19 protein-coding genes are annotated in these 21,678 nt (G+C 60.7%); 12 read left to right on the top strand and 7 right to left on the bottom strand.

All coding sequences use genetic code 11. The features are described 5' to 3' along the window. Nucleotides 1-109: 109 nt before the first annotated feature. The 3 genes from dgcA to AB1J88_RS23070 form a co-directional block, all read right to left on the bottom strand. Entirely contained in the window at nt 110-2,170 is a 2,061-nt protein-coding gene (dgcA, locus tag AB1J88_RS23080) for a dimethylglycine demethylation protein DgcA (protein WP_222017988.1), read from the bottom strand. A gap of 15 nt (nt 2,171-2,185) precedes the next feature. Further along, nucleotides 2,186-2,716 carry a DUF5943 domain-containing protein gene (locus AB1J88_RS23075; RefSeq protein WP_003228980.1) on the bottom strand — a complete coding sequence of 177 codons (531 nt, stop codon included), beginning with the start codon at nt 2,714-2,716 and terminating at the stop codon, nt 2,186-2,188. 213 nt (nt 2,717-2,929) lie between these two features. Next, nucleotides 2,930-3,907, bottom strand: a complete 978-nt coding sequence (locus tag AB1J88_RS23070; RefSeq protein WP_007962626.1) for a dipeptidase — start codon at nt 3,905-3,907, stop codon at nt 2,930-2,932. 234 nt (nt 3,908-4,141) lie between these two features. Here AB1J88_RS23070 and AB1J88_RS23065 point away from each other — a divergent pair, with 234 nt between their 5' ends. Next, entirely contained in the window at nt 4,142-4,543 is a 402-nt protein-coding gene (locus AB1J88_RS23065) for a lysozyme inhibitor LprI family protein (RefSeq protein WP_027610649.1), read from the top strand. Between the two features lie 48 nt (nt 4,544-4,591). Continuing rightward, entirely contained in the window at nt 4,592-5,008 is a 417-nt protein-coding gene (locus AB1J88_RS23060) for a DUF3010 family protein (RefSeq protein WP_086793584.1), read from the top strand. A gap of 84 nt (nt 5,009-5,092) precedes the next feature. Here the strand turns inward: AB1J88_RS23060 and AB1J88_RS23055 are convergent, their stop codons facing one another. Then, entirely contained in the window at nt 5,093-6,037 is a 945-nt protein-coding gene (locus AB1J88_RS23055; protein WP_095121415.1) for a GlxA family transcriptional regulator, read from the bottom strand. A 193-nt stretch (nt 6,038-6,230) separates the two neighbouring features. On the opposite strand from AB1J88_RS23055, the gene AB1J88_RS23050 reads away from it, so the two are divergent. The 6 genes from AB1J88_RS23050 to AB1J88_RS23025 all read left to right on the top strand — a co-directional run bounded on the left by AB1J88_RS23050 (nt 6,231) and on the right by AB1J88_RS23025 (nt 11,774). Continuing rightward, on the top strand, nt 6,231-7,175 hold the full coding sequence (locus tag AB1J88_RS23050) for a choline ABC transporter substrate-binding protein (RefSeq protein WP_430292049.1): 945 nt from the start codon (nt 6,231-6,233) through the stop codon (nt 7,173-7,175). 75 nt (nt 7,176-7,250) lie between these two features. Further along, nucleotides 7,251-8,138: a 3-keto-5-aminohexanoate cleavage protein gene (locus tag AB1J88_RS23045; protein WP_086793588.1), complete on the top strand. Its 888-nt coding sequence runs from the start codon at nt 7,251-7,253 to the stop codon at nt 8,136-8,138. A gap of 211 nt (nt 8,139-8,349) precedes the next feature. Continuing rightward, nucleotides 8,350-9,315, top strand: a complete 966-nt coding sequence (locus AB1J88_RS23040) for an L-carnitine dehydrogenase (RefSeq protein WP_430292048.1) — start codon at nt 8,350-8,352, stop codon at nt 9,313-9,315. 179 nt (nt 9,316-9,494) lie between these two features. Then, a complete protein-coding gene (locus AB1J88_RS23035) occupies nt 9,495-9,971 on the top strand; it encodes a thioesterase family protein (protein WP_430292047.1) in 477 nt (158 codons plus the stop codon). Nucleotides 9,972-9,994: 23 nt separating this feature from the next. Next, nucleotides 9,995-11,158: a gamma-butyrobetaine dioxygenase gene (locus tag AB1J88_RS23030; protein ID WP_430292046.1), complete on the top strand. Its 1,164-nt coding sequence runs from the start codon at nt 9,995-9,997 to the stop codon at nt 11,156-11,158. Nucleotides 11,159-11,510: 352 nt separating this feature from the next. Then, nucleotides 11,511-11,774, top strand: a complete 264-nt coding sequence (locus AB1J88_RS23025) for a hypothetical protein (protein ID WP_007962640.1) — start codon at nt 11,511-11,513, stop codon at nt 11,772-11,774. Between the two features lie 114 nt (nt 11,775-11,888). Here the strand turns inward: AB1J88_RS23025 and AB1J88_RS23020 are convergent, their stop codons facing one another. Next, complete coding sequence (locus tag AB1J88_RS23020) at nt 11,889-12,992, bottom strand: GlxA family transcriptional regulator (RefSeq protein WP_007949927.1); 1,104 nt, start codon at nt 12,990-12,992, stop codon at nt 11,889-11,891. Between the two features lie 601 nt (nt 12,993-13,593). Then, a complete protein-coding gene (locus AB1J88_RS23015) occupies nt 13,594-14,970 on the bottom strand; it encodes an L-serine ammonia-lyase (RefSeq protein ID WP_430292045.1) in 1,377 nt (458 codons plus the stop codon). Between the two features lie 436 nt (nt 14,971-15,406). Here AB1J88_RS23015 and AB1J88_RS23010 point away from each other — a divergent pair, with 436 nt between their 5' ends. The 3 genes from AB1J88_RS23010 (at nt 15,407) to choV (ending at nt 18,441) form a co-directional block, all read left to right on the top strand. Continuing rightward, nucleotides 15,407-16,354, top strand: a complete 948-nt coding sequence (locus AB1J88_RS23010; RefSeq protein ID WP_041063381.1) for a choline ABC transporter substrate-binding protein — start codon at nt 15,407-15,409, stop codon at nt 16,352-16,354. Between the two features lie 66 nt (nt 16,355-16,420). After that, complete coding sequence (gene choW, locus AB1J88_RS23005) at nt 16,421-17,266, top strand: choline ABC transporter permease subunit (protein ID WP_041063383.1); 846 nt, start codon at nt 16,421-16,423, stop codon at nt 17,264-17,266. Next, nucleotides 17,263-18,441, top strand: coding sequence for a choline ABC transporter ATP-binding protein (choV, locus tag AB1J88_RS23000; RefSeq protein ID WP_041063385.1), 1,179 nt, complete (start codon nt 17,263-17,265; stop codon nt 18,439-18,441). The genes choW and choV overlap by 4 nt, the downstream gene beginning before the upstream one ends. A gap of 178 nt (nt 18,442-18,619) precedes the next feature. Here the strand turns inward: choV and betT are convergent, their stop codons facing one another. Next, on the bottom strand, nt 18,620-20,617 hold the full coding sequence (gene betT, locus AB1J88_RS22995; protein WP_222017975.1) for a choline BCCT transporter BetT: 1,998 nt from the start codon (nt 20,615-20,617) through the stop codon (nt 18,620-18,622). A gap of 428 nt (nt 20,618-21,045) precedes the next feature. On the opposite strand from betT, the gene betI reads away from it, so the two are divergent. Beyond that, nucleotides 21,046-21,666: a transcriptional regulator BetI gene (gene betI, locus AB1J88_RS22990; protein WP_041063389.1), complete on the top strand. Its 621-nt coding sequence runs from the start codon at nt 21,046-21,048 to the stop codon at nt 21,664-21,666. Nucleotides 21,667-21,678: the final 12 nt, after the last annotated feature.

The raw sequence follows: 21,678 nt of genomic DNA, 5'->3' as shown, positions 1-21,678 counted from the left end.
GTCTATGTGTAGGAGCTGCCGCAGGCTGCGATCTTTTGATCTTGCTTTGAACAACAAAAGTCAAAAGATCGCAGCCTTCGGCAGCTCCTACAGGGTCATGTGCAAGCCCTTAGAAGTCTTTGCACAACCGCAACGCGTCGTAGATCGCAGCATGGGTATTACGCTGCGCCACGCAGTCGCCGATGCGGAACAGCAAGTAGCCGTCACCGGTGCTGCTCAGCGAAGGTTGTGGCTGGATCGCGAACAACGCTTCGACGTCGATCTGGCCCTTGTTGCGCGACCCCTCTTTGAGCGCGTAGTAGATTTCCTCATCCGGCCGCACGCCGTTTTCCACCACCACCTGATCGACCACCCGCTCCTCTTTGGCGCCGGTGTACTCGTTCTCCAGCACCGCCACCAACTTGTCGCCTTCGCGGTAGACCTTCTCCAGCATCATGTCGCCGGTCATGATCACTTCTTTCGGGTACATGCTGCGGTAGTAGGTCGGGAACGACGTACCGCCGATGGCCACGCCCGGTTTGATGTCGTCGGTAACGATCTCGACCTGGCTGCCCTTGTCGGCGAGGAAGTCGGCCACCGACATGCCGGTGAACTCGCAGATGGTGTCGTAGACCAGCACGTTCTTGCCCGGCGCGACCTTGCCGTCGAGCACGTCCCAGCTGCTGACCACCAAGCCCTCGGCGGCCCCCCAGTGTTCGTTCTGCTCAAGGTATGGATGACCACCGACGGCCAGCACCACGATGTCCGGACGCAGATCCATGAGGGTGTCGGCATCCGCCGCCGTGCCCAGACGCAGGTCGACTTTCAATCGCGCCAGTTCCAGCTGGAACCAGCGGGTGATCCCGGCGATCTGGTCACGCTGCGGCGCTTTCGACGCCGTGGTGATCTGCCCGCCGATGAATTCTTTCTTCTCGAACAGGGTCACGTCGTGGCCACGTTCGGCCGCCACACGCGCAGCTTCCATCCCGGCTGGGCCGGCACCGACGATCACCACCTTGCGTTTCGGCCCGGTGGACTTCTCGATGATGTGCGGCACGCCCATGTATTCACGGGACGTCGCGGCGTTCTGGATGCACAGCACGTCCAGACCTTGATACTGACGGTCGATGCAGTAGTTGGCGCCGACGCACTGTTTGATCTGGTCGATCTGGCCCATCTTGATCTTGGCGATCAGGTGCGGGTCTGCGATGTGCGCGCGGGTCATGCCGACCATGTCGACGTAACCGCCTTCAAGGATGCGCGTGGCCTGGTTCGGGTCCTTGATGTTCTGCGCGTGCAGCACCGGCACCTTGACCACTTCCTTGATCCCGGCCGCCAGGTGCAGGAACGGCTCCGGCGGATAGCTCATGTTCGGAATCACGTTGGCCAGGGTGTTGTGGGTGTCGCAACCCGAGCCGACGACGCCGATGAAATCGAGCATGCCGGTGTCGTCGTAATACTTGGCGATCTGCTTCATGTCTTCGTGGGACAGACCGTCCGGGTGGAACTCGTCACCGCAGATGCGCATGCCGACGCAGAAATCGTCACCGACCTCGGCGCGCACGGCTTTCAACACTTCCAGACCGAACTTCATCCGGCCTTCGAAGCTGCCACCCCATTCATCGGTACGCTTGTTGACGCGCGGGCTCCAGAACTGGTCGATCATGTGCTGGTGCACGGCCGACAGTTCGACACCGTCCAGACCACCGGCCTTGGCGCGGCGCGCGGCTTGCGCGTAGTTGCCGATCACTCGCCAGATTTCTTCCGGCTCAATGGTCTTGCAGGTCGCACGGTGCACCGGTTCACGGATGCCCGACGGTGACATCAGGGTCGGCCAGTGAAAACCGTCCCAACGTGAGCGTCGGCCCATGTGGGTAATCTGGATCATGATCTTGGCGCCGTGCTTGTGCATGGCGTCGGCCAGATTCTGGAAGTGCGGAATGATCCGGTCGGTGGACAGGTTCACCGAACTCCACCATTGCTGCGGGCTGTCGATGGCGACCACCGACGAACCGCCGCAGATCGCCAGGCCAATGCCGCCCTTGGCTTTCTCTTCGTAGTATTTGACGTAGCGCTCGGTGGTCATGCCACCGTCAGTCGCGTAGACCTCGGCGTGCGCGGTGCTGAGCACGCGGTTGCGGATGGTCAGTTTGCCAATTTGAATTGGCTGGAACATTGCTTCGAAAGCCATGGCGGGTTCCTCGACTTACAACGGCTTGACGGTGAACAGGCCGTCGTCGTGGCCTTCTTCGGAGCCACCGTAGACTTGCTCGGCAACCGTACGAATCTTGCTGCCGCGTGCAGCGAGGATCTGGTCCATGGCGCCGGCAAACCAGCCGGTGAACATGTAGTCGACCTTGCGCCCGACCTTGCCGTAGACGTAGACGAACGCCGAGTGTTCGAGCTTGACGCTGGCGGTGCCTTTGTCGAGGTCGATGTCCTGAATCTTGAACAGGCCCCAGCCGCGTTGCGACAGGCGCTTCATGTAGTGCTCGAACACCGCGACGCCTTCCAGGCCGTGGCATTCAGCTTCTTTTTCGCACCAGTGCCAGGCGGACTTGTAGCCGGCCTTGTAGAGGATTTCGGCATAGGCTTCAGCGCCCAGCACTTCCTCGATGCCCATGTGGTTGTTGACGAAAAAGTGGCGTGGCACGTAGAGCATCGGCAGGGCGTCGGAGGTCCAGACACCGGTTTCACTGTCGACTTCGATTGGCAATTGCGGGGCGATCTTGGCCATGGAAACTTAACTCCAGAAAATTCGTGGTTGGTGCCGAGCGAAGCTTTTGCTTTGCTCTTATAAACAAGCCGTATGAATGACTTTGGAGCCGTAGCGAGCACGTCGAGAGCAAGGAAGGACCGGAGCGACAAGCGAGACAGTACGGGACGTACGGCGAGTTTGGCGCGAGGACCTGACGCAGCTATCGGCGAGCGGAGTAGGCTCCAGAGTTATTCATTCGCCCCAGACGTCTTTGAGGACGTTCACCCAGTTCTCGCCCATGATCTTGCGCACCACGCGCTCGGAGTGGCCGCGCTTGAGCAGGGTTTCGGTCAGGTTCGGGAACTCGCCGACAGTGCGGATGCCCAGCGGGTTGATGATCTTGCCGAAGCTGGTCAGACGACGGGCGTAGCCCTTGTCGTGGGTCAGGTATTCGAAGAAGTCCTGGCCGTGACCCTGGGTGAAGTCGGTGCCGATGCCGATGGCGTCTTCACCGACGATATTCATGGTGTATTCGATGGCCTCGGCGTAATCGTCGATGGTCGAATCGATGCCCTTGGCGAGGAACGGCGCAAACATGGTCACGCCGACAAAACCGCCGTGGTCAGCGATGAACTTCAGTTCAGCATCGGACTTGTTGCGCGGGTGCTCTTTCAGACCCGACGGCAGGCAGTGGGAATAGCAGACCGGTTTTTTCGATTCGAGGATGACTTCCTCGGACGTCTTGGAACCGACGTGGGACAGGTCGCACATGACGCCGACGCGGTTCATCTCGGCGACGATTTCGCGGCCGAAGCCCGACAGGCCGCCGTCACGCTCGTAGCAACCGGTGCCGACCAGGTTCTGGGTGTTGTAGCACATCTGCACAATGCCGACGCCGAGCTGCTTGAACACCTCGACATAGCCGATCTGGTCTTCGAACGCGTGGGCGTTCTGGAAGCCGAAGAGGATGCCGGTCTTGCCCTGCTCCTTGGCGCGACGGATGTCGGCGGTGGTGCGCACCGGCATTACCAGATCGCTGTTTTCGCGGATCAGCTTCTGGCTGGCGGCGATATTGTTCACAGTCGCCTGAAAGCCTTCCCACACCGACACGGTGCAGTTGGCCGCCGTCAGACCGCCCTTGCGCATGTCTTCGAACAGCTCGCGGTTCCATTTGGCAATGATCAGACCGTCGATAACGATGCTGTCGGCGTGTAATTCGGCTGGGCTCATCAGGCGTCCCCTTATTGGCGATTCATGCGCCGAATCGTCTGCCGGCGCTTTGGGGCCAGCATATGCCTCGGTGCCGGGGCGACCGGGTGCAAAAACGACAGGGGAATTGCCGAAAGCGTCAATCCGCGACAAAGGGTCGCCAGGCGCTCCGATCAGCTACCTGTTCAAGCCCGCCAGCTTGAGCCAGAATCTGGCGCATCTTGGATACACCACTGGATTAGAGCGGCGACAACCATGAAATCGATCTTCCTGGCCTTGGCACTGATGGCGACCGGCGTACACGCCGCCGAAGAGACCGACAACAACCCGTGCGACGCGGTGGAAAACGACGTCCAGACCCTGGAATGCTCGACCTACAGCCGCAGCACCGCCGAAGACCTGCTCAAGGACAACTACGCCAGCCTCAACGAGCGCATGCAGGCCACCTACGGCAAAAACGCCGCGCAACTGGCCGACATCACCGCCAAACTGAAAACCGCCCAGCAACAATGGCTGAAAACCCGCGACGCCGATTGCGCCGTGGAAGCCTTCCCGGCCACCGAAGGCAGCAAGGCGTTCAAGATTGCGCAGAATGACTGCGTGGCGCGGATGAGTGACGAACGGTCGGAGTTTTTGGAGTCGATTGGGCAGGAGTGAGGAGCTGCGCTGTAAGCTGCACCTCATATAGCCAATCAAGGGACACTCATGAACATCTGCGGCATCGAAATCAAAGGCAGCGAAGCGATCATCGCCGTGGCCTCCCTTGACGGGGCAACGCTGAGCCACGTGGCACTCAACACCAAGAAAATCGCCCTCGACGATGATGACGAGGCGGCCAACGTCAAACGCTTCGCGGCGCAGGTTGCCTCGTTTGTGCGCGAACACTCGATTGAACGGATTGCGATCAAGAAGCGCAGCAAGAAAGGTGAATTTGCCGGTGGGCCGACCACGTTCAAGATCGAAGGTGTGTTTCAGTTGCTCGATGGGTGTGAGGTGACGCTTTTGTCGCCGCAGACGATCAATGCGCAAGCCAAGAAGCATAATTTCGAGCTGCCGGGGACGTTGAACAAGTATCAGCATGAGGCTTATAAAGCGGCGTGTTCGGCGTTGGTGAAGAAGTAAGATCAAAGGATCGCAGCCTTCGGCAGCTCCTACAGGGAAATGAATTCCAATGTAGGAGCTGCCGAAGGCTGCGATCTTTTGATTTCAGGCCTGAGCGGTACGCCGGTCCTCCCGGGGGCAACGGGCGAAGCGTGCGCGGTAGCTGCGGGTGAAATACGACGGCGATTCAAACCCGCAGGCGATGCTGACCTCCAGCACGCTCATATCGGTCTGGCGCAGCAACTGCCGGGCCTTTTCCAATCGCAGGCGCAGATAGAAATTGCTCGGTGTGTCGTTCAGATGCAGCCGAAACAGGCGCTCCAGCTGTCGCCGCGTGACTTTGATCGATTCCGCCAGTTGCAGCGTGGTCAGCGGTGGTTCGCTGTGTTGTTCCATCTCGCCAATCACCTGCACCAGCTTCTTGTTGCTGATGCCGTAACGCGTGGCGACTTCCATGCGCTGGTGGTCCTTGCGTGGGCGGATCCGCCCCAGCACGAACTGCTCGCTGACCTGGATTGCCAGTTGCGGGCCGTGGGCCTGGGCGATCAAGTCGAGCATCAAGTCGATAGACGCGGTGCCGCCCGCCGAGGTGATGCGCCGCCGGTCAATCTCGAACAGCTCCTGGGTCACGCTCAGCTGTGGATAAGATTCCTTGAACGCATCGATCGCCTCCCAGTGCAGGGTCAAGCGATGGCCGTCGAGCAGGCCGGCTTCAGCGAGAACGAAACTGCCGGTATCGATGGCGCCGAGGGTCACGCCTTCGTTGTCCAGCCGGCGCAACCAATGCTCAAGGGTTGGCGTGGCGAACTTCAGCGGTTCGAATCCGGCCACCACCAATAGCGTCGCACCTTTCTTCAACGGCTCCAGCGCCGCGTCGGCGTTGACCGACATGCCATTGCTCGCCAGCACCGCCCCGCCATCGGCGCTGAGCACGTGCCAGCGGTACAACTCGCCGCGAAAGCGGTTGGCCACCCGCAGCGGTTCGATCGCCGAGATGAAACCGATGGCGGAAAAACCCGGCATCAACAGAAAGTAGAAATCCTGGGACATGGTGCGCACTCGGTTAGCGGGTAGCGTGGATCGTTGATACGCCGATTGTCGTCAGCGTTCAAGCGCACAGGTCGCTACAGTGCAAGAGCCAGTCGCCGCAGTGCGCTTTCAAGGGCCTACAGCTGCGTAACTTTGCATCACCGGCACGCCAGATGCCGGAACTCACAATAAACGACCTGCCGAGGAACCCGACATGAAACGACTGATCAGCAGCTGTGTTCTTGCACTCAGCGGTACCGCTTTCTTGAGCGCCAGCGTCATGGCGGCCGAACCTGCGTCGTGCCAGAACGTGCGCATGGGCGTCGTGAACTGGACTGACGTGATCGCCACCAGTGCCATGACCCAAGTGCTGCTCGACGGCCTCGGCTACAGCACCAAACAAACCAGCGCGTCCCAGCAGATCATCTTCGCCGGGATTCGCGATCAGCGGCTGGATCTGTTCCTCGGCTACTGGAACCCGCTGATGACCCAGACCATCACCCCGTTCGTCGATGCCAACCAAGTCAAGGTCCTGCCGGCACCAAGCCTGAAGGACGCCCGCGCCACCCTCGCGGTGCCGACCTATCTGGCGGACAAGGGCCTGAAAACCTTCGCCGACATCGCCAAATTCGAGAAGGAACTGGGCGGCAAGATCTACGGCATCGAGCCGGGTTCGGGCGCCAATACGCAGATCAAGGCGATGATCACCAAGAACCAGTTCGGCCTTGGCAAATTCCAGCTGGTCGAGTCCAGCGAAGCCGGAATGCTCGCCGCTGTCGACCGCGCCGTGCGCCGCAAGGAAGCCGTGGTGTTCTTCGGCTGGGCGCCGCACCCGATGAACGTGAACGTCAAGATGACTTACCTGACCGGCAGCGAGGACGCCCTCGGTCCGAACGAAGGCATGGCCACGGTATGGACGGTCACCGCGCCGAAATACGCCGAGCAGTGCCCGAACGTCGGTCGCCTGCTGAGCAACCTGACGTTCACCGCCGAAGACGAGAGCCGGATGATGCAGCCGCTGCTCGATCACAAGGACGCGTTCGAATCGGCCAGGCAATGGCTCAAGGATCACCCCGAAGACAAGCAGCGCTGGCTGGAAGGTGTAACCACCTTCGATGGCAAACCGGCCGCTGAAAACCTGCAACTGACCAGCAAATAAATCACCGGAAATCAACGCTTCGCAGCCCCGAACAGGGCTGCGAACAGACCCATCACGCCTGAAGGAAACCGCACCATGAACCACGACGTCATCATCACCTGCGCACTTACCGGTGCTGGCGACACGACCGCCAAAAGCCCCCACGTGCCGGTCACCCCGAAACAGATCGCCGCGGCTGCCGTGGAAGCTGCCAAGGCCGGCGCCACCGTGGTGCATTGCCATGTGCGCGACCCGCAGACCGGCAAGTTCAGCCGTGACGTGGCGCTGTACCGCGAAGTGATGGAGCGCATCCGCGAGGCCGACGTCGACATCATCGTCAACCTCACCGCCGGCATGGGCGGCGACCTCGAAATCGGCGCTGGCGAGCACCCGATGGAGTTCGGCCCGAACACCGACCTGGTCGGCCCGCTGACCCGTCTGGCCCACGTTGAAGAACTGCTGCCGGAAATCTGCACCCTCGATTGCGGCACGCTGAACTTCGGCGACGGCGACACCATTTACGTCTCGACCCCGGCGCAACTGCGCGCCGGCGCCAAGCGCATCACCGAGCTGGGGGTGAAGGCCGAACTGGAAATTTTCGACACCGGCCACCTGTGGTTCGCCAAACAGATGATCAAGGAAGGCCTGCTCGACAACCCGTTGTTCCAGCTGTGCCTGGGCATCCCGTGGGGCGCACCGGCCGACACCACCACCATGAAAGCCATGGTCGACAACCTGCCGGCCGACGCAGTGTGGGCCGGGTTCGGTATCGGCCGCATGCAGATGCCGATGGCCGCGCAAGCGGTGCTGCTCGGCGGCAACGTGCGAGTCGGCCTGGAAGACAACCTGTGGCTGGACAAAGGCGTGCTGGCAACCAACGGCCAACTGGTCGAACGCGCCAGCGAGATCCTCAGCCGCCTCGGCGCCCGGGTGCTGACCCCGGCTGAAGGCCGCAAAAAGATGGGCCTGACCCAGCGCGGCTAAACCAACCACCCATTTCCCCCTGTGAAATGAATTTTGTGGTGAGGGGATTTATCCCCGATGGGTGGCGAAGCCGCCCCAAAACCTGACAACCCGGGCATCAGAAAGACCGAGAGTGCTGGTTTGACGACTGCTTCGCAGCCGATCGGAGATAAATCCCCTCGCCACAAGACAGAGTTTCCACAGGACCACCGAACTCTCTCAGGAAATCGTCATGAGCTTTATCACCAACATCAAAACCTTCGCCGCCCTCGGCAGCGGTGTCATCGGCAGCGGCTGGGTCGCGCGTGCCCTCGCCCACGGCCTCGACGTGGTGGCCTGGGACCCGGCGCCCGGCGCTGAAGCCGCGCTGCGCAAACGCGTGGCCAGCGCCTGGGGCGCGTTGGAGAAAAACGGTCTGGCGCCTGGCGCCTCGCAGGATCGTCTGCGCTTTGTTGCGACCATCGAAGAATGCGTGCGCGATGCCGATTTCATTCAGGAAAGCGCCCCGGAACGCCTCGAGCTGAAACTCGATCTGCACAGCAAAATCAGCGCGGCGGCCAAGCCCAATGCCTTGATCGGATCGAGCACTTCCGGCCTGTTGCCGAGCGAGTTCTACGAGAGTTCGACCCACCCTGAACGCTGCGTGGTCGGCCACCCGTTCAATCCGGTTTACCTGCTGCCGCTGGTGGAAGTGGTCGGTGGCAAGCACACCGCGCCGGAAGCGGTGCAAGCGGCGATGAAAGTCTACGAATCCCTCGGCATGCGCCCGCTGCATGTGCGCAAGGAAGTGCCGGGGTTCATTGCCGACCGTTTGCTCGAAGCACTGTGGCGCGAGGCGCTGCACCTGGTCAACGACGGCGTGGCGACCACTGGCGAGATCGACGACGCGATCCGTTTTGGCGCCGGGCTGCGCTGGTCGTTCATGGGCACGTTCCTGACCTATACGCTGGCCGGTGGCGACGCGGGGATGCGCCACTTCATGTCGCAGTTCGGCCCGGCGTTGCAGTTGCCGTGGACGTATCTGCCGGCACCGGAGCTGACTGACAAGCTGATTGACGATGTGGTCGATGGCACCAGCGATCAGCTTGGCCGCCACAGCATTTCAGCGCTGGAGCGCTATCGTGATGACTGCCTGCTGGCGGTGCTGGAGGCGGTGAAGACCACCAAGGAAAAGCACGGGATGAGTTTCAGCGAGTAATCGCCTTCCCCTGTGGCGAGGGAGCTTGCTCCCGCTCGGCCGCGAAGCGGTCGTAAAACCAGCGAATGCTGTCTGACCGACGCACCGCGATCAGAGGTTTTGGGGCTGCTGCGCAGCCCAGCGGGAGCAAGCTCCCTCGCCACAATGTGTATTGCGCCAGCGATCTATGGAGTTCAACCATGCCCACCCTCACCACCTACCAAACCACCATCATCCCCGACTGGGTCGACTACAACGGCCATCTGCGCGACGCCTTCTACTTGCTGATCTTCAGCTACGCCACCGACGCCCTGATGGACCGTCTCGGCATGGACAGCAACAACCGCGAGGCCAGCGGCCACTCACTGTTTACCCTGGAACTGCACCTGAATTATCTGCACGAAGTGAAGCTCGACGCCGAGGTCGAAGTGCGCACGCAGATCATCGGTCACGACAGCAAACGCCTGCACCTCTATCACAGCCTGCACCTGGCCGGCGACGACAAGGAACTGGCCGGCAACGAGCAGATGCTGCTGCACGTCGACCTCGCCGGCCCGCGCTCGGCACCGTTCACCGCCGATACCCTGAGCCGTCTGCAAACCATCGTCGCCGAGCAAGTCGATCTGCCCGCCCCGGCTTACATCGGCCGCGTCATCGCTCTGCCACCCGCCCGCTAATTCCGCCCACGCAAGGAGCCACCATGCACACCGCTGCCGCTGTTGCCGATTTCCGCAGTTATCCGTTGATCAGCGCGCTGAGCGGCGTGCAGAACCTGGCGGATCGCGTTTCACTTGCCTGGGCCGATGGCCGCATCAGCCCGTTTCACCATGTCTGGTTGCGCGACAACTGCCCGTGTGAACAGTGCGTCTACACCGTCACCCGCGAGCAGGTGTTCGAGATCGTCGATGCCGCGCCGGATCTGGCTCCCGTCAACGCGCACATCGACAGCGACGGCTGTCTGCAGATCGACTGGCAGGACGGCCACCAGAGCCGCTTCGACCCGGGCTGGCTGCGCGCCCACGCCTATGACGACGAGTCCCGCGCCGAACGCCTGGCAGCCAAACCCCAGCCCTATCTGTGGCGCAGCAATTTGCAGCTACCGGCATTCGACTATTCAGCGCTGATGAACGACAACGGCGCGCTGCTGCAATGGTTGATCGCGGTGCGCGACATCGGCCTGACTCAGGTGCGCGGCGTGCCCACCGAACCGGGTTCACTGAAGCTGATCGCCCAGCGCATTTCGTTCATCCGCGAGAGCAATTTCGGCGTGCTGTTCAACGTGCAGTCCAAGGCCGATGCCGACAGCAACGCCTACACCGCTTTCAACCTGCCATTGCACACCGATTTGCCGACCCGGGAGTTGCAACCGGGCCTGCAGTTTCTGCATTGCCTGGTGAATGATGCCGAGGGTGGCGAAAGTATTTTTGTCGACGGTTTTGCGATTGCCGACGCGTTGCGTCAGGAGGCACCGGAGTTGTTTCAGGCGCTGTGCGAAATCCCCGTGGAGTTTCGCAACAAGGACCGCCACAGCGACTATCGTTGCCTGGCGCCGATCATTGCGCTGGATGCGCTGGGCCGGGTGGCGGAGGTTCGCATGGCGAACTTTCTGCGCGGTGCATTTGATACATCGGTGGAGCAAATGCCGCTGCTATATCGGGCCTATCGGCGCTTGATCGCCATGACCCGTGAGCCACGTTTTCGCCTGATGCAGCGACTCAATCCGGGTGAACTGTGGTGCTTCGATAATCGCCGCACGCTGCATGCGCGCAATGCGTTTGACCCGGCCACCGGGGCGCGGCATTTCCAGGGCTGCTACATCGATCGGGATGAGTTGTTGTCGCGGATTCTGGTGTTGCAACGCTAGACCGCTAAAAGCAAAAGATCGCAGCCTCCGGCAGCTCCTACAGGGGATCGCATTTCAACTGTAGGAGCTGCCGGAGGCTGCGATCTTTTGACTTTCATAAAATTAAAAAAAGCCCCGATACAAGCCGTGACAGGATCGGGGCAGAGGGTACTGTTGAGGAGCTGCCAGTCGAGGGTGACCAAACCGTCTGTAGCGAGCTGAGGCCAGTGTGCCCACTCCCCTTGGCACTGAGTTAGCCGAAAACGACCTGTTCATAGCCGTCGCGGCCACTGCGACAAATCACCCTTGCCGTGCCTGCGCATGCCCACCAGAATCGAGCCACGACCTCCATTGCCGAAGAAGGAAGCGCGCCATGATGTATGCCGATTTGATCGATCAGGAAGACTTGCTGGGCCAGCTCAAGGCATTGGGGTTTCAGGTGCCGAGCGGCTCCACAGCGGAGCAGGCCTGCGAGTGTGCGGTGCGTGGTCTGGACAATGTTCGCGCGTTTGAATTGCGCAAAATGGTCAAGGACATGTACACCAGCGGCGCCAGTATTCAGCCTGCGGTGCGTCAGGCGATCGACAAGCAGTTGTTGCCGGCATTGGCGGATTATCAGCAAAGCCACAGCGCCTGACAGACCGTCATCGCTGGCAAGCCAGCTCCCACAGGGATTTTCGGTGTGATCAAGATATCTGTATCACCGCAGAACCTGTGGGAGCTGGCTTGCCAGCGATAAGATCGACGCGGTCTACAGCCTTACGCTGGCAAACGTCGACTCATTGCGCGCCTGACTCAGTGCCGACATCGGCCCCGACAGCGGCGACATCACGATGGCCTGCGGCAGCGGCAGCATCGCCACTTGCTGCGTGGTGTTGGAGCCTACGCGTTCGTCACGCGGCGGAATGCCGAAGTATTCGCGGTAGCATTTGGAGAAGTGCGGCGTCGACACGAAACCGCACACCGAGGCCACTTCGATGATCGACATCGGCGTTTGCTTGAGCAACTGCCGCGCGCGGATCAGGCGCAGCTTCAAGTAGTAACGCGACGGCGAGCAGTGCAGGTATTTCTGGAACAGGCGCTCCAGCTGTCGACGCGACACGGCGACGTACACCGCCAGTTCGTCGAGGTCGATCGGCTCTTCGAGGTTGGCCTCCATCAGCGCGACAATTTCCTGCAGCTTCGGCTGGTTGGTGCCGAGCATGTGCTTGAGCGGCACGCGCTGGTGATCCTGCTCGTTGCGGATGCGCTCGTAGACGAACATTTCCGAGATCGCGGCGGACAGCTCGCGACCGTGATCGCGGCTGATCAGGTGCAGCATCATGTCCAATGGCGCGGTACCACCGGAACTGGTGAAACGGTTACGGTCGAGGGTGAACAGGCGAGTGCTCATCGCCACACGCGGGAAAGCTTCCTGCATCGCCGCCAGACATTCCCAGTGCACGCTGCAATCGAAACCGTCGAGCAGCCCGGCGCAAGCCAAGGCCCAGCTGCCGGTGCACACCGCGCCCAGCCGCTTGGACTGACGCGCCTGGCTCTGCAGCCATGACACGTGCTCGCGGGTCACGGTACGTTGAATGCCGATCCCGCCGCAGACGATCACGGTGTCCAGGGGCGGGGCTTTGTGCATGGAGGCATCGGGGGTGATTTGCAGACCGTCACTGGCCCACACCTGTCCGCCATCGACGGTCAGGGTGCTCCAGCGATACAGCTCACGACCGGACAATTGGTTGGCCATACGCAGGGGTTCGACTGCGGAGGCCAGAGAAATCAGCGTGAAATTGTCCAGCAGCAGAAAGCCGATGGATTGAGGCGCACGGTTCTGGGGTTGGGCCCCGGAGTTGAACGACGTCATCGCGGTATCTCCTCACACAAAGCGGGTGATGGCCTCAGGCGGAGGCTCTTGTTATTGCCGGCGTTCTCGCGTGGGAGACGGGCTTTGTTATGACAGAGCAAATGCCATGCCTAAAATTGAATGGCCGTTCAATAACTCCTGAAAACGACGTCGCGACGTGTCTATTCAAGACGTCGGCCAACAGCTGTTTCGAAGTGCCATCAGCGGCGGTGAGCGCCCTGCCCCGCTGCCTGTGAGCAGATCGGTAGCACTTGTGGGAACTGGCCTGCGCGCAGTTTGTGGGGAGTGTCACCGCAGGCACGGGTGACGGACGGTAGGGAGTGCGAATGGCGCACTGCGAGTGGGAAAAGCTCTTATCTGATTGCGACGCGCTAAAAGGTGGCGTGATTTGATCAGCGTGTGCACTTGGTGAGCAGTTTTGACTGGTCTGGCGCTTCCAAATCAAACATAAATCCTGTGGCGAGGGGATTTATCCCCGATCGGCTGCGCAGCAGCCGTAAAACCATTCAGCGCGGTGTGTCAGGCAACACTCGATGGCAGGATTTGGGGCCGCTTCGCAGCCCATCGGGGATAAATCCCCTCGCCACAGGACATCTCGGTCTCAGCACTCAACCGCGCTAACCGCCAAACCACCGCGCGAAGTCTCTTTATATTTGTCATGCATATCGGCGCCGGTATCGCGCATGGTGCGGATCACCCGGTCCAGCGAGATGAAGTGCTGACCATCGCCGCGCAAGGCCATCTGCGCCGCGTTGATCGCTTTCACCGCCGCAATCGCATTGCGCTCGATGCACGGCACCTGCACCAGCCCGCCGACCGGATCGCAGGTCAGGCCGAGGTTATGTTCCAGACCGATTTCCGCCGCGTTGCACAGTTGCTCCGGCGTCGCACCCAAAATCTCTGCCAGACCCGCTGCCGCCATCGCGCAGGCCGAGCCCACTTCACCCTGGCAGCCGACTTCGGCACCGGAGATCGAGGCGTTCTTCTTGCACAGAATCCCCACCGCCGCCGCACCCAGAAAGTAGTCGACGACGTTGGCGTCGGTGACCGCTTCGCTGAACTTCATAAAGTAGTGCAACACCGCCGGAATGATCCCCGCCGCGCCATTGGTCGGCGCCGTGACCATACGCCCGCCCGCGGCGTTTTCTTCGTTGACCGCCAAGGCGAACAGGTTGACCCATTCCATCGCGCTCAACGTCGAACCGATCACGTTGGGCTTGTTCAATTCCTGCAGGTTGCGATGCAACTTCGCCGCACGCCGACGCACATTCAAACCACCGGGGAGGATGCCTTCGTGCTTGAGGCCCTGCTCGACGCAATCCTGCATCGCCCGCCACAGCTTCATCAGCCCGGCGCGGATTTCTTCTTCGCTGCGCCAGACCTTTTCGTTGGCCATCATCAATTCGGCGACGCGCAGATTGTTCTTTTGGCACAGCTGCAGCAGTTCCACCGCGCTGGAAAAGTCATAGGGCAATTCAGTGCGATCCAGATCGACCACACCGCTGGATGCCTGCGCCTGATCCACCACGAATCCGCCGCCGACCGAATAGTAAGTGTCGCGATGAATCTCGCCGTGATCGCCTTCGGCAATCAGGGTCATGGCGTTGGGGTGGAACGGCAGGTTCTCGTCGATCAGGCGCATGTCGCGCACCCAGACAAACGGCACCGACAAACGGCCGTCCAGAAGAAGCGTGTGGGTTTCACGCAGGGCCTGGATTCGCGGGCCAATCTGCGACGGGTCGATTGCGTCCGGCCACTCGCCCATCAGACCCATGATCACCGCGTTGTCGCTGCCGTGGCCGATACCGGTGGCCGACAGCGAACCGAACAGTTGCACTTCTATACGCCGCACCTGTTCGAGCAGGTGCCGGTCGCGCAGCGATTCGACAAACAGGGCCGCGGCGCGCATCGGGCCGACGGTGTGGGAACTGGACGGGCCGATGCCGATTTTGAACAGGTCGAAAACGCTGATAGCCATTGCTGCAGAGCTCCTGAGGATGCCGTTCCCGGGCGTTAAGCGCCCGCTGGCGGAGCTGCTACGCTCAAGCTGCGATCCGCCGGAATGCCCGCATCATCAGGCTTTTGTCAGGTCGCCCGGCGTCTGACACCGACGCACTCATGCCCACCAACGCCGTGCCGGTTTCCTCCCCTGTTTTCGCCGTTTTTATGCGGTTCAGATGGTCAAACGGGGCGGAAAAAAGCTGTAAACGACGTCACTGACACTGGATGCGACCATCCCTGTACTGGATACGACCCACCCTGTAGGCGTCAGATTTTCACTGGTACATGATCGTTATGACTCGATTGCAAGGCGCCGTGGTAGAGCTGTCTCCAGAACGCCATCCAACCGCAACCTATAAGTGCGGTGGTCCACAGTCGGAACACTGCCAAAAAAAACACCAAGGAGTCCATCCATGAAAGGTTCCCCGTCGTTGTTGTTGGCCGCCATGCTGAGTCTGCCGTTACTGGCTCACGCTGCAGAACCCGCTCAGTGCAGTACCGTGAACTTCTCCGATGTCGGCTGGACCGACATCACCGCCACCACCGCCACCACTTCGGTGGTACTCGACGCCCTCGGCTACAAGACCAAGACCACCATGATCTCCGTGCCCGTGACCTACAAGTCGCTGGCCGACGGCAAGAACATGGACGTGTTCCTCGGTAACTGGATGCCGACCATGGAAAACGACATCAAGGCCTACCGCGATGCCGGCACCGTCGAAGTGGTGCGCACCAACCTCAAGGGTGCCAAGTACACCCTCGCCGTACCGCAAGCCCTGTACGACAAGGGTCTGCATGACTTCGCCGATATCGCCAAATTCAAGAAAGAGCTCGACGGCAAGATCTACGGCATCGAGCCCGGCAATGACGGTAACCGCCTGATCCAGAGCATGATCGACAAGAACGCTTTCGGCCTGAAGGACGCCGGTTTCAAAGTCGTCGAATCGTCCGAAGCGGGCATGCTCTCGCAGGTTGACCGCGCACAGAAACGCGACACCGCCGTGGTCTTCCTCGGCTGGGCGCCGCACCCGATGAACAAGCGCTTCAAGATTCAATACCTGACCGGCGGCGATGACTTCTTCGGCCCCGATTTCGGTGCTGCGACCGTGGCGACCAACACCCGCAAGGGCTACACCACCGAATGCAGCAACGTCGGTCAGTTGCTGAAGAACCTGGAGTTCACCGTCGACATGGAAAGTACCCTGATGGGCAACATCCTCGACGACAAGATGAAGCCTGAAGCGGCCGCCAAGGCCTGGCTGAAAAAGAACCCACAGGTGCTCGATACCTGGCTCGCTGGCGTGACCACCATTGACGGTAAACCTGGCCTGGAAGCCGTGAAAGCCAAGCTCGCACAGTAATTGCCTTACGCCGGGCGAGTTCGCTCGCCCGGGCTGTTTATTCCTTGCATGCGGACGTTCACTACCATGCTGATTGATCAGAAAATCCCTTTAGGCCAGTACATCGCGGGCTTCGTTGAATGGTTGACGCAACACGGCGCCAGCACCTTCGACGCAATCGCCGTGACACTGGAAACGATGATCCACGGCGTGACGTTTGCGCTGACCTGGTTCAACCCGCTGGTGCTGATCGGCCTCATCGCCCTGCTGGCCCACTTCATCCAGCGCAAATGGGGGCTGACGGTGTTCGTCATCGCCTCGTTCCTGCTGATCCTCAATCTGGGTTACTGGCAGGAAACCATGGAAACCCTCGCCCAGGTCATGTTCGCGACCCTGGTCTGCGTGGTCATCGGCGTGCCGCTGGGCATCGTCGCCGCGCACAAGCCGATGTTCTACACTTTAATGCGTCCGGTACTCGATCTGATGCAGACCGTACCGACCTTCGTTTACCTCATTCCTACCCTGACCCTCTTCGGGCTGGGTGTGGTGCCGGGCCTGATCTCCACGGTGGTGTTCGCCATCGCTGCGCCGATCCGCCTGACCTACCTGGGCATCCGCGATGTCCCGCAAGAACTGATGGACGCCGGCAAGGCCTTCGGCTGCTCGCGTCGCCAATTGCTCTCACGGATCGAACTGCCTCACGCCATGCCGAGCATCGCGGCCGGCATCACCCAGTGCATCATGCTGTCGCTGTCGATGGTGGTGATCGCGGCACTGGTAGGCGCCGACGGACTCGGCAAACCGGTGGTCAACGCACTGAACACTGCTGATATCGCCCTGGGCTTCGAAGCGGGCCTGGCGATCGTACTGCTGGCGATCATGCTCGACCGTATCTGCAAACAACCCGACGCCAAAGCAGGGGGTGACGCATGAGCATAATTCGCTTCGATAACGTTGACGTGATCTTCACCAAGGATCCGCGCGAAGCACTGAAACTTCTCGATCAAGGTTTGACCCGCAGCGAGATCCTGAAAAAGACCGGGCAGATCGTCGGCGTGGAAAAGGCCAGCCTGGACATCAACAAGGGCGAGATCTGCGTACTGATGGGCCTGTCCGGCTCCGGCAAGTCGAGCCTGCTGCGCTGCATCAACGGCCTCAACACCGTGAGTCGCGGCAAGCTGTTCGTCGAGCACGAAGGCAAGCAGATCGACATCGCTTCCTGCACCCCGGCCGAACTGAAAATGATGCGCACCAAACGCATCGCCATGGTGTTCCAGAAGTTCGCCCTGATGCCGTGGCTGACGGTGCGCGAGAACATCAGCTTCGGTCTGGAAATGCAGGGCCGACCGGAAAAGGAACGGCGCAAGCTGGTCGACGACAAGCTCGAACTGGTGGGCCTGACCCAATGGCGCAACAAGAAGCCCGATGAACTCTCCGGCGGCATGCAACAGCGGGTCGGACTGGCCCGGGCGCTGGCGATGGACGCCGACATTCTGTTGATGGACGAACCGTTCTCGGCCCTCGACCCGCTGATCCGTCAGGGTCTGCAGGACGAACTGCTGGAACTGCAACGCAAGCTGAGCAAGACCATCGTGTTCGTGAGTCACGACCTCGACGAGGCGCTCAAACTGGGGAGCCGCATCGCGATCATGAAAGACGGCCGGATCATCCAGTACAGCGTGCCGGAAGAGATCGTGCTGAACCCGGCGGACGACTATGTGCGCACCTTCGTGGCCCACACCAATCCGCTCAACGTCCTGTGCGGGCGCAGCCTGATGCGCACGCTGGACAACTGCAAACGCATCAACGGTTCGGTGTGCCTCGACCCGGGCGGCGACTCGTGGCTGGACCTGGCCGAAGGTAACACCATCAAAGGCGCGCGGCAGAACGGTTCGGTGCTGAACCTGCAGAACTGGGCCCCGGGCCAGGCCGTGGAAGGCCTGGAGCGCAAACCGACGCTGGTGGACTCGAACATCGGCATGCGTGACGCGCTGCAGATTCGCTACCAGACCGGCAACAAACTGGTGCTGCACGACAACAACCATGTGGTGGGGATTCTTGGCGACAGTGAGCTGTATCACGCGTTGCTGGGCAAGAACCTGGGGTAAGAACCCCGCACACAAAAACGCCGCGAGAGGATCGCGGCGTTTTTGTTTGAAGAGCAAAAGATCGCAGCCTTCGGCAGCTCCTACAGGGGGAATGCGATCCATGTAGGAGCTGCCGAAGGCTGCGATCTTTCAAAGGAACAACGCGGTGCTTCAGACTGAAACACCGCGCACTTGCTGTTTAGCTATACACCCGGCCAAGGAGCTGCCGATGGCTTTCAAACTGATCGAGCACATCGCGTGTGATCTGATCCTGCGTGAAGCCCATCAGGTCGTAGTCCTGGCTGCCGTTGTGCAGGTACACCTCGGCACGGTAATAGCGCTGGCGCGCTTCATCGGACTGGGCCGATTCGGTCGGGGTCGCCAGGTAGCCGTCCAGGCTCACTTCATAGACGAAAGGATTGCCCTCTTCCATCTCGACACGCACGCCCATGCAGCGCTTGGATTTGCCCAGCAGCGTCTGCACTTGCAGACCCTGTGCACGCATTTGCGCGGCAGCGTCTTCCAGCGCAGGGCTGACCTGCTTGTCCATGAAGCGCTGCACCACCGATTGGCTCGGCTGCAGATCCAGCTGCGTCAGACGCTCGCTGAAACCACGACGACCGCGCTCAGCCAGTTGCGCCTGCTCCTGTTCGATCTGCACGTCCTGACGCATCGCCTTGTGCAGGCCGAACATGAAGAACACCAGCACCACCGAGAACGGCAGACCGGCCAGCACCACCATGGTTTGCATGGCTTCGAAGTTACCGGCGAACAGCAGACCGATAGTCACCAGCGTGATCACCACCGACCAGAAGATCCGCAGCCAGTGCGGCGCATCTTCATCGACGTTGCCGCCCTTGCAGGACAGATTCGCCATCATCACCGCGCCGGAGTCGGCCGGGGTCAGGAACAGCACGAAGCCAACAAAGATCGACACACCGATGACGACTTTCGACGCCGGGTAGTGTTCCAGCAACTGGTAGATCGCCATCGACGGCTGTTCCAGCGCCGTCTTGCCGAGTTCCACCGCGCCCTGGTTCATCACCAGATCCAGTGCCGAGTTACCGAAGATCGACAGCCACGCCAGGGTGAAACCCAGCGGAATCAGCAGCACGCCAGCCACCAGCTCACGCACGGTACGACCACGGGAAATACGCGCGATGAACATGCCGACGAATGGTGCCCAGGAAATCCACCACGCCCAGTAGAACAGGGTCCACAGGCCCAGCCAACGGTCGGACTTGGCGCTGTCGCCTTCATAGACGTACAGGTCGAAGGTCTTCAGCACCACGCCGTTGAGGTAATCGCCGATGTTCTGCACGAAGCCGTTGAGCAGGTGCAGGGTCGGGCCGAACAACAGGACGAAAATCAGCAGACCGCTGAACAGCACGATGTTCAGGTTGGACAGACGACGGATGCCGTTTTCCACACCGGACACGGCAGCGATGGTCGCCACGGTGCTCATCACGATGATCACGATCAGCAGGTTGGTGTTGCTGTGCTCCATGCCGAACAGGTTTTCCAGGCCGGAGGACACTTGCAGCGAGCCGATCCCCAGGTTGGTCACCAGACCCAGCAGGGTCACGAACATGCCGAAGCCGTCCACCGCATGACCGGCGGCGCCCTTGACCCAACGCTCGCCGACCAGCGGATACAGCGCCGAACGCAGGGCCAGTGGCTGGTTATGACGGTACGCAAAGTACGCCACGGCCAGACCGACCAGTGCGTAGATCGCCCAGCCGTGCAGGCCCCAGTGCAGGAACGTCAGTTGCACCGCCTGACGCGCAGCCAGATTGGTGGCCGCTGCGCCTTCCGGCGGATTGAAGTAATGGTCCAGCGGCTCGGAGGCGCCGAAATACAGCAGCGAAATACCGATACCCGACGAGAACAGCATCCCCGCCCAGGCGCCGTAACTGAAATCCGGGGTATCGTCCTTGCTGCCCAGTTTGAGTTTGCCGTAGGAGGAAAACGCCAGGCCCACCACAAACACCAGGTAGGCGGCGATCACCACCATGTAGTACCAGCCGAAGCTGCGCGACAACCAGGCCTGAGCCATACCCAACATTCTGCCGGCCTCTTGCGGGGCGATGATCAGAATGGCGGTCAACAACAGAATCAACGCGGTCGAGGTGTAAAACACCCAACCGTTGACCGTCACCTTCTCGGGCGGGGTCTTTATAAGCGAGGCAGAACTCATGGCACAAATGCTCCAGGCAGTGCGAGAGAAGAACACAAGGCAACACGGAACCCGACCAATCGGTTAGTTGGCAGCCGACCGGCGGGTGATATAAAGACACCCCGAAAAAAGCCCGAACCTGCCGAAATGGCGTTGCGAATCGCTTTCGTGGCCGAAGCTGTGCGGACGTTCATCCGAAACCTGGCCCCGAGCGTCTTGCCCATTCAACACGTCCATCGAATAGCGAACCGCGCCATGCCCCACGCAGGTTTCAAGGATTTTCGGAGGTCGTTTTATCGCCATTTACAAGCAGAAAAAATCTGTAGGCAGCGACGATTTGTCGCAGATCTTATTCTTTGTTGATTGAACGTTCAATCAAAACAAAATAGACTGGCCCTCAATCCGATCGGCGTTTATCGCCCGTCGGAAGGCCTAAGGAGATGTGCAAGATGCCCAAGGTCGGTATGCAACCCATCCGCCGCCAACAACTGATCGAAGCCACGTTGCAGGCGGTCGATCAGGTCGGTATGGGGGACGCCAGCATTGCGCTGATCGCCCGTTTGGCCGGTGTCTCGAATGGCATCATCAGTCACTATTTTCAGGACAAGAACGGCCTGATTGCCGCCACGATGCGGTATCTGATGAACGTCCTCAGCGAGAACGTCACCGCGCGCCGGCAGGCGCTGGCAGACAGCAGCCCACGGGCGCATCTGCAGGTGATCATCGAAGGCAACTTCGACGCCAGCCAGGTCAATGGCCCGGCAATGAAAACCTGGCTGGCCTTCTGGGCCACCAGCATGCACCAGCCGTCTTTGCACAGGTTGCAGCGGATCAACGATCACCGTCTGTATTCCAACCTGTGCTGCGAGTTCCGCCGTGTGTTGCCGCTCGAAGATGCGCGCAGCGCCGCGCGTGGACTGGCAGCGTTGATCGACGGCTTGTGGTTGCGCGGCGCGCTGTCGGGAGACGCTTTCGACACCGCGCAGGCGCAACAGATCGCTTACGAATACATGGATTTCCAATTGGCCAAGCAGGTGAGCCAGAGCACACAGAAAACGCTCGGTACCTGAACCGCCACCGCA

This window comes from Pseudomonas sp. S8 (genome assembly GCF_050473925.1).
GTDB classification, from domain to species: domain Bacteria; phylum Pseudomonadota; class Gammaproteobacteria; order Pseudomonadales; family Pseudomonadaceae; genus Aquipseudomonas; species Aquipseudomonas parakoreensis.
Note: the sequence above shows the minus strand (reverse complement) of the source record. Positions and strands in the feature narration are given on the sequence as shown.